Origin of the sequence: Collinsella aerofaciens (genome assembly GCF_032584215.1) — a bacterium.
Taxonomy (GTDB): Bacteria; Actinomycetota; Coriobacteriia; order Coriobacteriales; family Coriobacteriaceae; genus Collinsella.
The window spans coordinates 1-18,305 of sequence record NZ_JAWHPN010000004.1; the positions used below are offsets into that span (position 1 = coordinate 1).

General features: G+C 61.5%; 15 protein-coding genes and 1 pseudogene. 3 read left to right on the top strand and 13 right to left on the bottom strand.

The annotated features are described in order from the left end of the window. Nucleotides 1-192 (top strand): annotated as a pseudogene (locus tag RX395_RS01670) (SPFH domain-containing protein); the annotation flags it as partial. 80 nt (nucleotides 193-272) lie between these two features. Then, nucleotides 273-1,115 (top strand): hypothetical protein, encoded by an 843-nt coding sequence (locus RX395_RS01675; protein WP_316364995.1) that lies wholly within the window; start codon nucleotides 273-275, stop codon nucleotides 1,113-1,115. A 111-nt stretch (nucleotides 1,116-1,226) separates the two neighbouring features. Here RX395_RS01675 and RX395_RS01680 read toward each other — a convergent pair whose 3' ends face one another. The 7 genes from RX395_RS01680 to RX395_RS01710 all read right to left on the bottom strand — a co-directional run bounded on the left by RX395_RS01680 (nucleotide 1,227) and on the right by RX395_RS01710 (nucleotide 8,741). Beyond that, on the bottom strand, nucleotides 1,227-1,847 hold the full coding sequence (locus RX395_RS01680) for a response regulator transcription factor (protein ID WP_161115214.1): 621 nt from the start codon (nucleotides 1,845-1,847) through the stop codon (nucleotides 1,227-1,229). Beyond that, nucleotides 1,844-3,343, bottom strand: a complete 1,500-nt coding sequence (locus tag RX395_RS01685; protein WP_316364998.1) for a sensor histidine kinase — start codon at nucleotides 3,341-3,343, stop codon at nucleotides 1,844-1,846. The genes RX395_RS01680 and RX395_RS01685 overlap by 4 nt, the downstream gene beginning before the upstream one ends. Continuing rightward, the gene (locus tag RX395_RS01690; protein ID WP_316365000.1) at nucleotides 3,340-5,139 is read right to left on the bottom strand and encodes a histidine kinase N-terminal 7TM domain-containing protein; all 1,800 of its coding nucleotides are present in this window, start codon (nucleotides 5,137-5,139) and stop codon (nucleotides 3,340-3,342) included. The genes RX395_RS01685 and RX395_RS01690 overlap by 4 nt, the downstream gene beginning before the upstream one ends. 254 nt (nucleotides 5,140-5,393) lie before the next feature. Continuing rightward, complete coding sequence (locus tag RX395_RS01695) at nucleotides 5,394-6,038, bottom strand: DUF4867 family protein (protein ID WP_316365001.1); 645 nt, start codon at nucleotides 6,036-6,038, stop codon at nucleotides 5,394-5,396. A 144-nt stretch (nucleotides 6,039-6,182) separates the two neighbouring features. After that, nucleotides 6,183-6,671: an S-ribosylhomocysteine lyase gene (locus RX395_RS01700; RefSeq protein WP_195521906.1), complete on the bottom strand. Its 489-nt coding sequence runs from the start codon at nucleotides 6,669-6,671 to the stop codon at nucleotides 6,183-6,185. 102 nt (nucleotides 6,672-6,773) lie between these two features. Next, the gene (locus RX395_RS01705) at nucleotides 6,774-7,748 is read right to left on the bottom strand and encodes a nucleoside hydrolase (RefSeq protein ID WP_082437856.1); all 975 of its coding nucleotides are present in this window, start codon (nucleotides 7,746-7,748) and stop codon (nucleotides 6,774-6,776) included. 30 nt (nucleotides 7,749-7,778) lie between these two features. Continuing rightward, on the bottom strand, nucleotides 7,779-8,741 hold the full coding sequence (locus RX395_RS01710) for a ribokinase (RefSeq protein WP_316365004.1): 963 nt from the start codon (nucleotides 8,739-8,741) through the stop codon (nucleotides 7,779-7,781). A 186-nt stretch (nucleotides 8,742-8,927) separates the two neighbouring features. On the opposite strand from RX395_RS01710, the gene RX395_RS01715 reads away from it, so the two are divergent. Next, on the top strand, nucleotides 8,928-11,144 hold the full coding sequence (locus RX395_RS01715; RefSeq protein WP_316365005.1) for an acyltransferase family protein: 2,217 nt from the start codon (nucleotides 8,928-8,930) through the stop codon (nucleotides 11,142-11,144). 110 nt (nucleotides 11,145-11,254) lie between these two features. Here the strand turns inward: RX395_RS01715 and RX395_RS01720 are convergent, their stop codons facing one another. The 6 genes from RX395_RS01720 to RX395_RS01745 form a co-directional block, all read right to left on the bottom strand. Then, a complete protein-coding gene (locus RX395_RS01720; RefSeq protein WP_138114439.1) occupies nucleotides 11,255-12,451 on the bottom strand; it encodes an Nramp family divalent metal transporter in 1,197 nt (398 codons plus the stop codon). Nucleotides 12,452-12,525: 74 nt separating this feature from the next. Then, nucleotides 12,526-14,352: a magnesium transporter gene (locus RX395_RS01725; protein ID WP_457921681.1), complete on the bottom strand. Its 1,827-nt coding sequence runs from the start codon at nucleotides 14,350-14,352 to the stop codon at nucleotides 12,526-12,528. Nucleotides 14,353-14,698: 346 nt separating this feature from the next. Next, the gene (locus RX395_RS01730) at nucleotides 14,699-16,105 is read right to left on the bottom strand and encodes a polysaccharide deacetylase family protein (RefSeq protein ID WP_316365010.1); all 1,407 of its coding nucleotides are present in this window, start codon (nucleotides 16,103-16,105) and stop codon (nucleotides 14,699-14,701) included. 72 nt (nucleotides 16,106-16,177) lie between these two features. Further along, nucleotides 16,178-16,933, bottom strand: coding sequence for a PRC-barrel domain-containing protein (locus RX395_RS01735; RefSeq protein ID WP_316365011.1), 756 nt, complete (start codon nucleotides 16,931-16,933; stop codon nucleotides 16,178-16,180). Next, nucleotides 16,933-17,322 carry a YtxH domain-containing protein gene (locus tag RX395_RS01740; RefSeq protein ID WP_035136593.1) on the bottom strand — a complete coding sequence of 130 codons (390 nt, stop codon included), beginning with the start codon at nucleotides 17,320-17,322 and terminating at the stop codon, nucleotides 16,933-16,935. Before RX395_RS01740 ends, RX395_RS01735 begins: the two co-directional genes overlap by 1 nt. A gap of 136 nt (nucleotides 17,323-17,458) precedes the next feature. Beyond that, entirely contained in the window at nucleotides 17,459-18,298 is an 840-nt protein-coding gene (locus RX395_RS01745; RefSeq protein WP_316365014.1) for a cyanophycin synthetase family protein, read from the bottom strand. Between the last annotated feature and the right edge of the window lie 7 nt (nucleotides 18,299-18,305).

Here is an 18,305-nt window from a genome sequence, read left to right on the forward strand (position 1 = left end):
GCACCGGCCCCCGCCGCCGCACCCGCGGCCGGCACGTGGACCTGCAGCTGCGGTGCCACCAACACCGGCAAGTTCTGCTCCGAGTGCGGCAGTCCCGCGCCCGCCCCCGCACCGGCCAAGTGGTTCTGCCCCAACTGCGGTAGCGAAAACGGCGGCAAGTTCTGCAGCAACTGCGGAACGTCCAGGCCCTAGCGCCCCTAACTGGTAATGAGCGGGAGATCCGCCACCCCCGCATTTGCTTCTATGGGTTTCGTTCGATGAAGGAGGACACCATGAAGACAACGTTCAAAAAGTCCGTACTCGCATTTCTGACATGCGTCCTGGCGCTCGCCTTTGCCCTGACGGGCTGCAGCGGCGGCGGCAAAGACCCCAAGGCCAACTTCGTCGGCAGCTGGCAGTACTCGGGTGGAACCTTGGACGGCGAAGAGCTCACCGATGAGTACATGGATATGCTCAAGGAGTGGGGCCTCAACTGTATCCTGATCCTCGACGAAGACGGCACGGGCGTCCTCGACATGTTCCTTGAGGTCGCCGACCTGAAATGGGAGGCCAAGGACGCCACCACCGTAACGATTACCGCCGAAGATGAATCGCACGACCTGAAGCTCAAGGACGACAAGCTCGTCCTCGAGGTGGAAGGCGACAAGCTTATCTTTACGAAGTCCGACAAGGATCTGTCCGGTACGGTGAAGAAGGATCGCGAGAACGCCGAGAAGGAAGAGGAGATCGATGAGGCCGTCGAAGACGACGATGTCCAGAGTGTCGAAATCTCCCCCGCCGTCACCGTCGCCGATGACGATCTGTGCACCATCACCATCACCGAGAAGTTCAAGGACGACTGGGGCGACATCGGCTTTGTCGTCAACATCACCAACAAGAGCGACAAGGACCTGACCTTCTACGCTCCTTCCGGCAAGACCAACGTCAACGGCACCATGAAGGAACCCTGGTTCTCGGCTCACCTGATGCCCGGCACCAGCGCCACCGAGGAATTCACGTTCTCGAGCGGCGAGCTTGACAGCCTTGACGACCTGGTCAATACGACCATCGGCATCGACGCCTACCTGACCGATTCCTACGAGGACGTCGCCTCCTACAGCGCAACCATCGCGTAGCGGCAGACATCGACGGCCGCGGATTGGCGGATACATCCGCGCACATGTCAGGCGGGGCCGCAGGAGTTGATCCTGCGGCCCCGTCGTTTTTGTGCCGATGCGTAACGAGCGCTAGCGCTCCATATTGGGAACGATGCTGCCCTCCGTTACTGCGCGCACGGCCAAACGCATGATGTTGTCGTAGCCGGTCTTGCTCAGGATCTCCGAGATGCGACGCTTGATGGTGCCCTCACTCATAAACAGCTCGGCCGCGATCTCGCGACGGCTCTTGCCCTCGCAGGCAAGGCGCAAAATCGATAGCTCAACATCGTCGAGTGCCGCCGTACCCGAAAAAATACTCTCGGGCGGCTTGGGAAACGTGCAATAGCCCGCCAGCGTGGAGCGCATCACGGCGAACAGCTCGTCGATACCGACGTTCTTGTACACAAAGCTATCGACGCCCGCCTCGCGGGCCTGATCGACAAAGGTGATCTCGGGCATGCCGGTCATGATAATGACGCGGCACTCGGGCAGTTGTTCTTTAATGCGCGCCGCCGCCACGATGCCGTTGGAATCATGCTCGGTGCATACGTCCATCAGTATCATGTCCGGGCGCTCCTTGAGCGCGACACCCAAGGCCTCGGAAGCATCGGCAATGGCGGAAACAACGGTCATATCGGGCTGGTCGCCAACGGAACGCGCCAGGCTCTCGCGCAGGATGGCCTGGTCTTCGACTATAAGGACGCGGATCATGAGCTTCTCCTTTGAGCTGTGGCGCTGGCGTTGAGCGGGATGGACACCGCAAGCGTAAAGAGCGGGGCGGCATGGACCTCTAGGCTGCCACCCAGATCTTGCGCGACATGCCTCATACCTGGGATACCCGTTCCCTCGCGATACGATACGGGTGCAGGCGCGCCGTCGTTAGAAACGGTCATCCGCGCAACAGCGCTGTCTTCCGACGTCTCCCGCCACAGGCGCACATGGACCCGATGGGCCTGTGCATGCTTGGTGGCATTGGTCGAGGCTTCGCGGATAATCTGCAGAAAGGCTGCAGCGACACGCGCGTCCTCAGGCAGCGCCCCCTCAACATCGATCTGCACACTCACCAGGCCAAAAGCATGGACGATATCACCCAGCTGCTCTGCAGGCTCGCTGGCACCACCACTACGCAAATCGGCGGCAATTGAGCGTAGCAACGGGTCGATCTGCTCGAGCGACTCATCGTCCAGACGCCCCTCCTCCAAATAGCGATGAAGAATGGACAGGCGCTGCCCGATCACATCGTGAACGCGGGCTCGCATACGTAGGTAGGCCGCATTGTCGGCAACCTTTTTAACTTCTTCGATCTGGGACTGGAGCTCTTGGCCCGCAAGCTCAAGCAGGTGGTTTGCTTGCGCCAAGCGGTCGTAGGCGTGTGCGTATTCCGTCACGTCCAGTCCGATAATGCGCTCAAAGAGGCGGCCCGAAACCATAACCTCGTCGTGCACAAATAGGCGAATCTCGGCGGGAGAAATCTCGATCACCGCGCGAGCCTCACCAAAACGGTCCAAGTTAATCCGCACGCGGTTCTGGCTGCTTTCGGGCATTTGCATGCTAAGTTTGCGCAGGTCGTTCCATGTGCCGCTCATGTCACCTAGATCGGTGGGCATATGAAGTTCCACCAGGTTTTTGCGCATGCAGCGGTTCATGAGCAGCGGACGGCCCCTCGGGTCCAGATACAGGATGCCCACGGGAATCACGTTGATGGTTTCGATCGTCGAGAACGCGGTGATATCCTCCTGGCGGTTACGGACGTCCATCAAGAGCGCCGCGATGGAACGGAACAGGAAGAACGCTCCTTCTGCGATAAGGACAACGGTCCACGCCGAGCCCATGGCAAAAACCACCGGTGGTGTGACGGCGACAACGAGCAACAGTTCGGCCAGCATGACGGGGCGACGATAGTGCACCATAAGTACCACGCCATAGGCAAAGATTGCGGCATTGAGCCACAACGCTCCGCCCATTGCCTTGGCGCAAACGTCAAGCGGCGCCACCAGATACGAGCCAGATGACGCGAATAAGATGAGCGCCGAAATCATCAGGTGAAGCACAAGGCTCGCCTCGTAGGCACAAATCACCTTACGGTTATAGGACGAGCGGCGCGATGCGATGAGCGGGACGTGGATCGTCTGCAGACACGCAGCCAGGGCAAAGACAACATCGAGCGCAACGATTTGGGGAAGGATGAGCGAAATCTGCATCGTCACTCACCCGCCCGCGGCATCAACACGATCATGCGCAGCTGGCCGGGCTCGCCCTCAAGACGATATGCCACGTTACGCCCTTGCAAAGCGCTTTCGAGCTCTTGCGCAGCGGGCGTCTGCGAAAGATCTGCATCATCGTTGGAAAAAAGCGTGGCGCGTAGCTCGACACTGCATCGGTCATGGTCGCCCAAGTGATACATAAGCGCCGGATGGTCGGTGGTGTAGGCAAAAAACGCAAAGTCATACACGCAGTCGTACAGGGCGCTTACCGTACTGGCGTGCAACGGGCGCCGTATGGCGATAATCGAGGCGCAATCGATATCGATGGTGCGCAGGTCGCTTGCGAGCTCGTTGGCAATGAGCTGAATGCGGTCGCGATCAAAACCGCTCTCCCCGTGCTGTGCCAACGTGAGCGACCCCTTGCGCTTGCAATAGGCGACGAGCATCTTGGCGCGCTGCAGCATGCGGTAACGCTCGTGCGAAGACGATTCATCGGTCAACGGCGGCAGCGAGCTCAGCAGGTCGTACATCCCTTCGAGCGCGCGGGCAAGCGCCTGGTCCACGTCTTGGACCAGCAAGGTCTCGGCCTCTTGGTCTGCCAGGTGCGTCTTAAGGTCGTAGTCGGCGGCGAGCAGCTCATTTTGACGCTGCAGCTCCATACGACGATGTGCCAGTTCACGATTAAGCTCGTTGAGATCCGACACGTCTTGGGCAAGCAGGGCCGATCCGCCCAGCAGTGGAAAGGCACGGTACATCACATCGGGATCGGACGCCACGGCAAAGGCATGGGCGCGGCTGTGCGCCTGGGTCCGCAACTCCTCGCGCACGCCTACCGGCATTGGCTTTGACACTGGCGTGGCATAGACTTCCTGCAGGTCGCGCGTTAGAACTTTGAGGTCAAGCGGCAAGGTGTCGAAAATGCCGGCGATGTCGTGATATGACGGAACGACACCGCAATCGAGACAGATTTCCATCGCCACCACGCACAAGACGCAATAGACGAGCGAGAAGTTGAGCCTCCATGCCCAGGGCACGCGCAACGCATATGAGATGGCAAAGAACGCGCCGCCCAGCAGCACGAGCGCCGCCGTGCCCGAGAAACGTTGGATGCGAAAGGACGAGGACCGGCCCACCAGGATAAAAAAGGCCACAAAGTTAAAGGCCGTCCACACGAGGACGGCGAAATAACCCCAGCCGTACGTGTAATCGTTGCTCCAGGTGTCGCTTGTACGGTCAAAGTGGAAGACCTGCTGGTGAAAATCGTTGGTGAGCACAAATCCGATAAGCAGGATAGCCATAATCCACAGCGCAGCGCAGTAGCGGCGACCCAGGCGGTGTTGCTCCAGGCCCGCAAGGCGCAGACCGCACAACTGGTAGAGCAGCGGAATGAGCGTCATGGGCACGTAGTACAGGTACCACAGCACGGTGGCATAGAACGGCGTGAACGACTTGTACTTGAGAATGACTTCGATCATCCACAGGGCGCAGATGGTGGCGATGGCAACAAGACGGCGGCGCAACACATAGTCCAAACAGCGCAGATAGACCGATACGCCCCAGATCGAAAATGCAATTGCGGCAACAAGCAACGGCAGAGAGCTCGAATGGACGAGCGCATCCACGACCTCTTCGGACACCTCGCTATAGGCGGGCACGGCGTTAGAAAGTTTGGGGTCGAAGGCGAACAGCGCCGGCAAGACTGCCAAAAGCATGAGGAACATCGCGGTGATGACACCGGCGATAGCAAAGACGCGGTGGCGGTACACCTGATGTGTTATGCCAACAAGGAATCGCGGCATGGCGAAGAGCCTGCCGTCCCTGGGATCCGCAGCCGGTGCGGTCCGGGCGGCCGCGTGGCCGATATGTCGCTCGCGGGTACCCATAGTGCTTTTAGTGTACCGACAGATGGGTCGAAAAAGCGGGCCGCATGTCCCAAAATCCGCAGACGGGCAAGGCGCCCGGCAGCCTCCCCCGTCTGGCACTTCCCGATATCTGCCCGCCCCAAACCACCGCAAAGGAGACAGGCACCTTTGTGGTGGTTTGGGGCGATGCGCTAGTCCACGGTGATGTCGAGATTTTTGCCGATGAGGCCTACGTAGCCGCCTTCGGCTGCCTTGGGGCTGTCGGCGTGGCAGAGGACCCACTTGTCGGCCTTCCAGTAGCAGTAGCTGTCGCCGGCAGCAGGCATATCGGCCGCGACCTCGGGGCGCGGGCCGTTGGTGCCGGCGGGCAGCGCCACCATCACCTGGAAGCCACCGTCGTCGACCATGCACGGCGTGTAGTGGAGCGTGGTGTTGAAGACTTCGACGACCGTACCCGCCGGCACGCGGAACGCCTTGACGCATGCGGTGTCGAGCTTGCCATCCTCGATCTCCCAGCGATGTGCCACGAGCAGAATAAAATCGCGGGCGCCCAGGTTAAACTCGCTGGCGCGGTGATACTCCAGGCAGTTGAGCTGCGTGTTGTGGCCGTTGCACCAGCCCAGTTGGAAGGGACGGCCGCCAAACATGAGAAAGCCCAGTTTATCGGCATCCTTGACGTCCTCGAGCTCCGGCGCACTTGCAACGTACTTGCTGCCCTCGGGAATGGGCGTGGCAGAGAGCGCCTCGAGCACGGGCGACGTAAGCTCGGACGGAACGTTATCCCAAACGTTGCCATAGGACTTGAACTCGGGATCGTTGACAGAGTAGATATGCATGTTCACTCCTGTTCGTAAATGTGACTATACGAACATTCTAGAACAAACATGAGCGATTTTGAACGCTCGCCCCGACCAATCAACAAAAAGGCGCCCCCGCATAAGCGAAGGCGCCCAATGCGCGCGTTTTGGACGATAAAGCCCTTATGCCTGCTGATAGTGCAGGTGCTTCTCGTCGATATCGGCCAGGTCGCGGTCGAGGTAGCGGCGCGCGAGCCAGTTAGCCATGGGAAGGTTCTGGTCCAGGTAGTTGCCGCACTCCTCGGGAGCGGCACCGGGGACATCGCCCTCAAAGTCGGCGACAAACTCGAACAGCTCACGCACGAGCGGCAGGATCTCCTCGCTCGTCACCTCGCCAAATACGACGAGGTAAAAGCCCGTGCGGCAGCCCATGGGGCCAAAGTAGACAATGCGGCCCGACCACTCGGCATGATTGCGAAGGAACGTCGCGCCCAGGTGCTCGATGGTGTGGCACTCGGCCGTGTTCATGACCGGCTCCTTGTTGGGCGTGGTCAGGCGCAGGTCAAAGGTGGTGACGGCGGCCCCGGTCGCCGGATCGCGGTCGATGCGGCTCACATACACGCCGGGCTCAAGCAACAGATGGTCAACGGAAAAGCTCGCAATGCGCTCCATGGCAGATCCTCTCGGTAGTCAATTTGGGACGGGCTCTTTTAGCTGGTTCGAATGGTCGCACCAATCATAACAGTCAAAAAAGCCCCGTCCCAAAAAGACAACTTAGCCCAGGACGCGGGCCATACGCGTCTTGAACTCGGACAGGAAGCGCGGAGCATCCACGGTCAGTGCCACAAGCGTGCTCTTGTCCGGATCGGACAGGCGGCGCTCATCGCAGATGGTGCGACCGCGGTACTCGCCCAGCAGATCAACACGCAGGTTGCAGCCGAGCGCACCTACGAGCGTGGGGTCGATCGCCACGGCAACGGCCAGCGGATCGTGCAGCGCACAACCACCCAGGTAGGGTGCGTTCATCTCGTACGAGCCAATGTAGTGCTCGACCATGCTCGCAAATGCGCAGCCCGCCATGGTGCCCGAGCCCGTCCAGCCGGCAATGTCGCGGCGTGTGAGCACCACGCGATGCGTCACGTCCAGACCCACCATGGTGAGCTTACGGCCCGAGCGCAGCACCGCGTCGGCTGCCTCGGGGTCGCTCGCCATATTGGCCTCGGCGCCCGCGCTCACGTTGCCGGGCACGGTAAGGGCGCCGCCCATCACGACCACGCGGCCGATGGACATCATCGCTGCCGCATCGCGCTCCAGGGCGAGCGCCAGGTTGGAGAGCGGGCCAGTCGCCACGTAGACCAGATCGGGACCATAGGTGCGCGCGGCATCGATCAGATAATCGACCGCGGCGTTGCCGTCGGCCGAGGTCGCCCCCACCGGCTCGTAGGGCGACGCGGGCACGCTCGCGCCGCCGATGCCGTTCTTGCCGTGAATGAGCGCGGTGGACGCCGGCGGCGTATAGGGCTCAGTCGCCTGCAGAGGACGGTCGGCGCCCAGGTACACCGGCACCTCGGGACGACCCAGCAGATCGAGCACCGCCAGGCAATTGTGCGCCGATTGCTCGACGCGCACGTTACCAAAGCACGTGGTGATGCCCACGAGCTCCACCTCGGGGCTCGCGATGGCATAGGCCAGCGCCATCGCATCGTCCACACCCATATCCAGATCAAGGATCAGCTTCTTGATTGCCATTGTTCTACTCCGCTTCTCCGTCTTTATCGTTTAACCAAACCAATGTTCAACTTCGGTGCGCATGGGAATCGATTGCTGAGCGCCCAGGCGCGACACCGTCACTGCCGAGGCGCGAGCACCCGCGGCCATGCACTCAAAGAGCGGCAAGCCCTCTAGGCGAGCCGCCGCCAACGCGCCGATAAACGTATCGCCGGCGGCCGTGGTATCGACTACCGTACTCGAAAGTGCCGGCATGCGCAGCAGCTCACCGCCATCGCCGAGCGAAACCGAGCCGGCACCGCCCAACGTGATGACCGCAGCCCCGGCACCCTTGTCGAGCAGCGCATTGAGCGCGGTGACGCAACTCGCGTCATCCGTGGGCAGAATGCCCGTCAGCACCTGGCACTCGGTCTCGTTGGGACAGACCAGGTCGACCGCAGGCCAGACCTCCGCAGGCAGCTCGCAGGCGGGCGCTGGATTAAAGACCGTATAGAACCCCAGCTCGTGAGCGCAAACAAGCGCCTCGGCCGTCGCCGCAAGGTCGCATTCGCCCTGGGCGATAAAGACGCTTCCGGCAGCCGGGGCAATCTCGCTGGCGCCGCCGTCGAGCTCATGGGCCACCAGACGCCTCAGCGCGCAGGCAACGTCCGCGCCCGCAAGCGCATGGTTGGCGCCCGGTGACAGTATGATGCGGTTGTCGCCCTCGCAGCGAATGATGGTCGCCGTTCCCGTCTCCACGTCATCGCGATGCACTACAAAGTCACAGTCCACGCCGGCGCCTTGGAGCCCCGCCACGAGCGACGCACCGAACGCATCGCGACCGACCGCGCCGATCATGTGCGTGCACGCGCCCATACGCGCGGCAGCTACGGCCTGATTGGCGCCCTTGCCGCCGGCGTTGGTGATAAACCCGCTGCCGCCGACGGTCTCGCCCGCACGCGGTATGCGCTCGCACGCCACCGAAAGGTCCATGTTCATGCTGCCGAACACCGCAACGATGCCGCGATCTGCCATGGAAACCTCCTCATCTGCGGGCTTTGCACCCACCGTCGACCGTCGATTGCGCGCCTTCGCACCTCTATAACTTTAGTTCACTTTGATGTGAACGCACCCTTGAGGTTGCGCCAGCAGCAAGCATTCACAGGAGCAGGCAGCTACAATGAATACGTGCTGATTATTCTCGTCATTGGATGATGTTTTATGGAACAATTCTCGCAATCGGGCTCGCGCGGTCGACGCCGCACGGGCAACGAGCCGGCGCCGCACGAACGCGTGAAGAGCGAACGCCGTGCCAACGAGCCGCGACGCACCACGAGCCCCCATCGCGCTTCTACCAACAACGCGGGCCGCGCCAACACTCCCGCCGCGGAGCAGACGCCTGCTCGCCCCAAGTCCCGCTACATCCCTGCCCTTGACGGCCTGCGCACGCTTGCCGTCGTCGCGGTGGTGCTCTATCACCTCAACCTCACGTGGGCGCAGGGCGGTCTGCTCGGCGTCACGATCTTCTTTGTGCTTTCGGGCTATCTGATCACACGCCTGCTACTCAACGAAGTCGCTAAGACCGGCCGCATCGACCTCAAGAGCTTCTGGATCCGCCGCATCCGTCGCCTGGTCCCCGCCGTGGTAACCGTCGTGGTGGTGACCTGTGCGCTGTGCACCGTCTTCAACCACGTGATGCTCACCAAGATGCGCCCCGACATTCTGCCGTCACTGCTGTTCTTTAACAACTGGTGGCAGATTGCCCAAAACGTCTCGTACTTCAATGCTCTGGGCGACCCCTCGCCGCTCACGCACTTTTGGTCGCTTGCCATCGAGGAACAGTTCTACCTGATTTGGCCGCCGCTGCTGTTTGCCATGGTATCCATGCATGTGAGCAAACCCAACACGCGCCGCGTGGTTCTAGGCCTTGCCGCGGTATCTGCCCTTGCCATGATGGTGCTTTACAACCCTGCCGCCGACCCCAGCCGCGTGTACTACGGCACCGACACCCGCGTGTTCTCGCTGCTGCTGGGTGCCTGGATGGCCTTTATCCCCGATCGCGACCTGGCGCCGGTTCGTCTCGCCCATCGTTTGGGGCTCAATCGCCTGGCTGGCGCCGCCAAGCACGGCAAGAACGCCGAGGGCAAGCCTGGCGAAAAGGCCGACGAATCAGCCGAGACCGCCCCGGCACAGCCGAGCGCCCCCGTGCGCTTTTGGTCCTCGCCCGCATCCATCGATGTATTGGGCGTCGTGGGTCTGGTTGGCCTTGCCGCCATGGTCGCGCTCACCAACGGCTACACCGCGTTCCAGTATCGCGGCGGCACGCTGTTATGCTCCATCCTCACGCTCATGGTCATCGCGGCCTGCGTGCAGCCCCAGGGAATGGTTGCCCGCGCGCTGTCCGCCGAGCCGCTCGTGTGGGTTGGCAAGCGCTCGTACAGCATCTACCTGTGGCACTATCCCCTGCTGTTGCTCATGAACCCGGTCGCCAACATCAACGATACACCGTGGTGGCAGTACATTTTGCAGGTGCTGTTGGTGGTCGCCGTGGCCGAATGCTCATATCGCTTTATCGAGACGCCGTTTAGGAAGGGCGCCTTTGGGCGCACCGTTGCCGAATTCCGCGATGGCACCACCACGCCCGCCAACTGGGCACGCACGCACGTCCCCGTCTGCGCAGCCTGCGCTGTCGTATTGGTCGTTGCACTGGGCGGCCTGATCTTTGTGCCCGAGACGTCTGCGCTGAGCGGCGAGGGCGCCGAAGTCCTCAACAAGGAAGCCAAGAACACCGCGCCCACCGACCAGCAGGCGGCCGACGACACCGACAAGGACAACGACGGCTTCCCCGATGGCTCCTACGATCTGCTTATGATCGGCGACTCCGTGTCGCTGCGTGCCGTAGACACCTTTGACGGTGTGTTCCCGCACAGCCATATCGATGCCGAAAAGGGCCGCCAGTTTGATGCGGGCCGCGCGACATTTGAGGGCTATATCCAGCAGAACCTTGCCGGCAAGATCGTGGTCTTTGCACTGGGCACCAACGGCTTGGTAACCGACGACCAGATCGACGCCATCATGGACGATGCAGGAGATAAGCGTATTGTGGTGTTTGTGAACACGCGCAGCCCGCAGCCGTGGGTTGGCTCTACCAACCAGGCCATCGCTAACGCCGCTACGCGCTACAAGAACGTGCGCGTTATCGACTGGTACGGATACAGCGCCAACCGCAACGACCTGTTCGATGGCGATGGCACGCACCTATCGACCACTGGCGTGACTGAGTACCTCAACTTGATCCACGATGCCGTCAAGAAGGACCTGCCCGTGCATCCCGAGGATCACGTCAACGATCCGCAGCCGGCAGCCGTCAAGTCTGCCACCGACGCACTCGTCAATGCGCTTGCCTTCAAGCCGCACAAGCTGGGCACCGACAAATAGCCCGCAGCAAACAACCCAAAATCACTCTTTTCGAGCCGGCCCCAAGAGGTCGCGGGCAAAAAACAGGCCGCAGCCCATCGCTGCGGCCTGTTCGGAAGCAAAAGTGGGCGCTAAGCGCTGTAGCCCATCGCTTGCAGCACAAACATGACGACTGTCAGCACCGTAATCACGGCGATAGTCGCCCAAGTGAGCACGTTCCACACACGGCCGTTGCGGTTGGCACCCATAATGTGGCGATCCGCCGCGATAACCACCTGGAATACCAAGACTACAGGCAGCAGCACGCCATTGATGACCTGCGAGGTCATCATAATCTGGAACAGATCAACGCCGGGCATAAGCACCAGCACGGCAGAGATACCGATGATGGCCGTAATGATGCCGCGGTAAACCGGGGCCTCGTCCCAGCTGCGGTCGGCACCGCGCTCCCAGCCAAATGCCTCGCAGATAGCGCTCGACGTAACGCCCGGTAGCACGCAGGCGGCCAAGAAGCTCGCCGCGACCAGGCCCGAGGCAAACAGTACCGTGGACCACTGACCCGCAATAGGCTCCAGCGCGCGGGCAGCATCGGCGGCATCGCTAATCTGAATACCCGCCGGGAACAACACCGTACCGGTCGTGATGATAATAAAGCCGGCAATGATATCGGCGGCAAGCGAGCCGCTCACAGTATCGATGCGCTGCAGCACGATATCGTCCTCGCCCGCGTTCTTATCGACCACGTTGTTCTGCGCCAAGAAAATCATCCACGGCGCGATGGTGGTACCGATCGTTGCGACCACGAGCGACACGTAGCTGGGGTCATTTTGAATGTTAGGCACGACCAGGTCGACCGCGACCTCACCCCAGTTGGGGCCAGCCATAAACGCGGCGACAATATAGGTCACGAAGACGCAGCTTACCAGCAGCAGAATCTTCTCGATGCGCTGGAAACTACCCGACATGGTAAGCATCCACACCAGCAGCGCTACCAACGGCACCGAGATGCTCGCCGGCACGCCAAAGAGAGCAAGGCCGCTGGCGATGCCCGCAAACTCCGAAATGGTCACAGCCGTGTTGGCGATCAACAGCGCCGCCATAGCAAGTACACTCTTGCGCACGCCAAAGCGCTCGCGAATGAGCGATGCCAGGCCCTTGCCCGTGACGCAGCCGCAGCGCGCCGCGGTCTCCTGCGTCACGATGAGCAGCACAGTCATGACGGGAAGCATCCAGAGCATCTTGTAGCCATAGCTGGCGCCCGCGCTGGAATACGTTGCAATGCCGCCGGCGTCATTGCCCGAAAGCGCCGCCAGCAGACCGGGACCCATAGCGCCAAAGATGGCCGCGATGGTCAACTTTTGCTTGGTGCCCGACTTTTGCTTGGTATTTTGCACGCGACCACCTAACCAATGACCGACATGGTGAGCAGCACCGCAGCGGCGCAGTACGCTACGCACGAGATCATGACGGCAATAACGTTCATGGCGGTGCCCGACGTGTTGAGGTCATGCTCGTCACGCCAGAACAGCACCATCAGGTAAATCACGGCGCTCATGTTGCCAACCAGGCAAATGATGGCAGCGATATTAAAGCAGCCGGTAAAGAGCTGCTCCTCAAACATGGGCGCATCGGGAAACGCGGCGGTGCGCACCAGCTGGGCGCACAGATAGGTCACGAGTGACAGAATCAGGCCCATGCCCGTGCTCTGGAAGAAGAACCCCAGATATGGCTTGGGCTCGTCGTCGTGACCGTCATACTCCAAGAAGTAGTTCTTGACGAACGACACCATGCGCGAGGCAGCAAGCAGCACGAGCGGCATGGCGCACATGGGGAACACCACCAGATGCGCGGAGCCGAGCGCCGTCCCCAGCACCGTTGCCATGATGCACGAGGCAATGCCCCACACGACAACCCAGTACTGGCGATGCACGAACCAGCTGAGCACGTTCGTCGAGTCGTCCGACGCGCTATCGCCCGAGCCGACACCGGCGATCTGCAGGTCCTCCTGATGCTCCTCGGCGATAACGTCCATGGCGTCGTCGAAGGTCACGATGCCCAGGATATGACGGTTCTCGTCGCAGACAGGGATGGCAACCAGGTCGTACTTGGTCATCTCGTCCGTCACGTCTTCCTGGTCCTCGTCGGGCGACACGTAGACCAGGTCGCGATAGGCGAGCTGGCCCAGCGTGGCATCGCGGTCGGTCACGATCAACGTGCGCAGCGAGAGCACGCCGGTGAGCATGCCGCTCGGATCCTCGGTATAGACGTAATAGACACTCTCGAAGTCCTCATCGAGTTTGCGAATCGCCTCGATGGCATCGCCGACCGTCGCCGTGGCGGGCAGGGAGACAAACTCCGAGGTCATGATGCGGCCGGCGGTGTTGTCCTCATAACCCAGCAGGTTACGAATCGCCTTCTCCTCCTTGACGCCCATCAGGCGCAGGAGCTTCTCGGCCTTCTCGTAATCGAGCTCGTCGATCAGGTCAGCTGCATCGTCCGGGTCCATCATGGCCAGCATCGACGATGCGTCCGTGTCGGACAGGCCCTCGAGCATCTCGGTCATAAGCTCGTCGTCATCGAACTCCGAGATGGCCTCGGCGGCCTGGGCAGTATCGAGCTGCGCAAACACCTGCGCACGTAGGCGCGGGTCGAGCTGCTCGATGATGTCGGCAATGTCGGCAGGGTGCAGCTCACCAAGCGTCTTGTGCGACACCGAGAGCTGGATGTTCTTAGTCGAGCGATCGAGCAGGTCCATGTAAGACCAGGCAATAATGTCCTCGCTGAGCGGCTTGCCCAGGTGCTTCATAAAGCCCTCGACGACATGCTCGAGTGTGGGGCTGATCGCGCGCAGCAGACCGCGGGCGCCAACTTCGGCACCCAGTAGGCGCAGCTGATTTTCGCCCGACATGGAAAACTTGATGTCGTTTACGCGCACGACCTTCATGCCCTGCGTGTCGACAATTTGCTTGTTAAGCACGTCGCGGGCGAGTAAGAGTTCGGTCGGCTGCAGGTACGAAAAACGGATTTCGGTGGCCGATGTCTTAAGGTGTACACCCGTCTCGTCGATACGGTCGACCCATTTGCGCCAGCTGATCATAAACGGCGTCTTGCCGGGACCGCGGAACGCGAGCGACGTCACGTGCGGAAAAACTTCGCCGGTAGCAATACCAAAATCGTTCACCACGCCGAGCTTTTCTCCATCGACGTCCAAGACCGGCAATTTGAGCATCTCACTCAGATAATTCAATGGTGCTCCCCATCATTATTCCTCCGGACGCGGCCGCATGTGCGACGTCCGGGGGCTTCTGGATATGTATACGCATGCGCGGGCGGCACGCCGCTCGACGCTTACACCCCGTGCATGCGCAAAAAGCACCTGCATGGGGTCATCGACTGTATGGTCGAGGTTTGGATTTCACCTGTAACCTTTCTCTTGACCCTCATTAACCGCAGTAACTATAGCATCAGCATCGCCCTGCGGCATCGAATTTATGCGCTGCACATTGCAGGCATACCAAACGCTGACGCATCCGTGACATAGTCATTGGGGACGTTCTTAAATGACTACCCAATGACTACTCTGTGGTATCTTCGTCCTCGGCAAGTTGGGGGAACACGGCGCCCTTGGGCATGGTGGCCTTCGTCAGTGAGGTGAGCTTTTTGCTCAATGCCGTGTCCGTCTTGACCAGGTCGCTGAGCGTCACGATCTTGTAGCCGTCGGCAATGAGGCCGTCGATAATCTGCGGCAGCGCCTCGAGCGTCTGCTCGGCGCATTCGTCTCTATCGGTGAGCAGCACGATATTGCCCGGCGTCACCGAATCGAGCACCGTCGAGACCTGCTCGTCGGCACCGTTGAGCAGCCAGTCGCCCGAGTCAATATTCCACGAGACCACGGCGGAGACCAGGTCCATCGCATCAATCCAGTTTTGCTCGTCAAAGGCAGCGTAGGGAGCACGAAGCAGCATCGTCTTCACGCCGGTCGCCGACTTAATCGCATCGGTGCCTTTCGTGATCTGTTCGCGTACCGCCTCACGGTCCTGACCCTTGAGCGAATCGTCGCTGTAGCTGTTGGATCCGATCTCGCACCCGGCGTCGACAATCGCCTTGGCCGTGGCAGGCGAGGCCTCGGCCGCATCGCCCGAAAGGAAGAACGTCGCGGTGACGCCCTTTTCCTTGAGCACCCGCAAGATCTGTTTGGTGGCGCCGCTCGGACCCTCGTCAAACGTCAGCGCCACGTACTTTTCGTTGCCCTTGGGCGCCACGCTGGCGCACGCAACGACGCAATCGGTGGCGGGCACAACCTCGCCGCGGTCTTGCGTCTTGCCCGACTGCTCACCAACCCACACCTCGGAGCGGCCCTGGACACCCCACGTCTGCACATACTTGATAGCGCCCGTACCCTCGACCTTGAGCTTGGGCTCGATAACCGTAGCCTGAACCTCGTGCTTCTCGTAGGTGTTACGGCCATCCTTGACCGTCACCTTCTCGCCGCCCTCAAGCTCGCGGCTATCCCATTTGCCCTGCTTCACGCGCTTGCCGTCGACCTTCACCGACAGCTTTTCGCCCCCATGGCGCTTGAGCACGCTGTCATCGACGGCCAGCAGGTCGCCTGCGTCGTAGGTGTCAGTCAACTCCTGGTCGTCGATGAGATTCTGCAGCGTAGAGCCCACGCGCACCGCGGTCTTCTGGCCGTTAAGTTCCACGTCCACACTGCGGTTGACGTAGCCCACGACGGCAGCGATAAACAGCACGAGCGCACAGCCCACGGCAATGAGCGCATAGGGCAGGCGAGACGAACGACGGGGTGTACGGCTGTTGCCGATGCGAGCGCTGCGGTCGCTAAAGCCGCGGCTATGGTTGAGATACATCGCGCCGGGCTTACGGTGACGCTTGCGCTGACCGCTGGGCAGCTGCCCCAGGTCGCGGCGCGCCGTCGGACGCGCACCCGAACGCCCGTTTAAGTTGGATCCGTTTTGGCGCATGTGCCCTCCCCCATAAACACAGCAAGCCGGAGCAACAGGTCTCCGGCTTGCCTCCCATCATTTGGTACGTCGCTATTTTGTAGCTTTTGACGAGCCTCCGCTCGCCTTTTGGTATTCGTCCTTAAACGCCTTGAACATGCCGCGCGTCTTGCCGAGCTGCTTGCCCAGTGCGCGACTGCCCTTGTCCACGGCAACCGATCCCTTGTCGTCGAGCACCTTGGCGCCCTTTTTGACCTTGTCGCCCACCACGACGCTGGCCTCGGCGGCCTTGGCAGCCGCACCGCCCGAATACCCGAGCGACTTGACCTCGTCCGAAACAATCATCGCGCCGTCCGCATAGCCGCGCAGCATCGTCGGCGGCACCTGCGTGTCACCAACCAAAACACTCGAAGCAGCACCGGCGGTCACATAGAATGTCTGCACGATGCCCGAGCGTGGCTTGAACTCAACGTCCGAGCAATAGCCCACGATGTCGCCCGATTCCGTGCGCACGTCCATACCGACCCAGATGATGCAATCGTCCAGGTTGATGTCGAGGCGCTTGGCAGCGGCGGCATCGTACGTGTCCTTGACGTCATCGACCGCAATGGCGCCCTCGTAGACACCAATGGCGTCGAGCGCTACGAATCGGTCGGGGCGCTCGATCATGCCCGCGATATCAGACTGGCGGACCATAAAGCCGACCACGCGCGTACCGCCCGGGGTAAAGACCGGAAAGTGAATCTTTCCGAGCTTTTTAGGGCTGCGCGGCGTGCCGTCCTTTTTGATGCGCTTGTCCTCGGTAGGCTTGCGATAGATCTTGGCGCCGACAAAATCCCCGGCGCGCATTATGCCTCGGTCGAGGGCTCCGCAGCCTCGGTATCAGCCTCGACGGCGTTCTCGACCACGACGTCGGCGGCGGGCGTCACGTTGCCACCCGAGATGGCATCGTTGAGCTGCTCGCGCAGCTGGTCCATGCGCTCGCGGGCCAGATCGACCTTGGCGCGCAGGTCATCGGTCTTGGCGTCGACCATCGGGCCAAAGTCATTCACCGCAGCACGGGCCTCCTCGGCGCTGTGCTCGTAGGTGTCGCGCATATTGTCCCAGGCGTCGTTGGCGATATCGGCAGCCATGGCGCGGGTCTCGGCGCCCGAGCGCGGGGCCAGAGCAACGCCGACAATAGCGCCGGCAGCGGCACCAAAAAGTGCGCCGGAGACAAAGCTGAAAGTCTTACCCATGATCATTCCTCTCCTGCGGGCACGTCGGTGCCCACCGTTTGAATGCTGTCCATTATACCCGCAGCGCATCACTTGCCGCTCCGCTCATCTGCGTACGGCAAAGGCGCAGGTACGTGATGGTGATAAACGCGTAGGCCTACTCCTGAGGCATAGCCGGCATGGTCACCGTGGCACCCGGGTCCTCGCCGGCGCCGTCCACGAGCGGCAGACCGCCCTCATGCGCAGGTCCTGCCGGAACCGTCGCCGCACCGCCAAAGACGGCAGCGGAGGCCTCGTGGTTCTCGGCAACCGCGCCCTCGGTATCAATCGCCACCTGGGGCTCGTCGTCAAAGTTGGGGACGCCCTGGGACTCGGTGGGAACGGGCTCGGCGGTCGCATCGGCAACGGGCTCGACGTCGGCGTCGGCGTCGGCAGGAGCGTCGCCCTCGGGCGCATCCTCGGCCACGTCCTCGCCGTTCGCAGCGGCGACGGCCTCGTGAGGATCCTTGCCCTCGGCCTCGGCGCGCATGCCCAGTACCAGGTTGCGCAGGCCCGCGACCGTGCCTTCCACGTCGGGGACAGGCTGGTCGGCGTGCAGGTACGCCCAGTCCATCATAAAGGTGGCCGAAGACAGCGCGCCGATGGCCAGCGCGTCGTCGGGGCACGAAAGCTCAACCTCAAAAACGCGCTCGTCGTGCTCGCTTACGCGCGTGCGGCCGCACGAGATGCTGCCGGCAAGCCCGGTCTCGTTCATGAGCTCGACCGTCACATGCTCAAGCAGATGGCAAAGCTCGGTCTGGCCCATGCAGTCCTGGAACTCGCGACCGGAATCACCCAAGCACAGGTGCTTGGCAATCGCCGGCACCAGGTAATACACGCGCGCCGTGGCCTCGATATCCTCCGAGGTCATGAGCGGCATGCCGGGGTTCACCAGCACATGCGCGCAGATCTTGTCCTCGCTGACGGTGACCTTAAGGATGTTGAACAGGCCTGCCATAACTCTC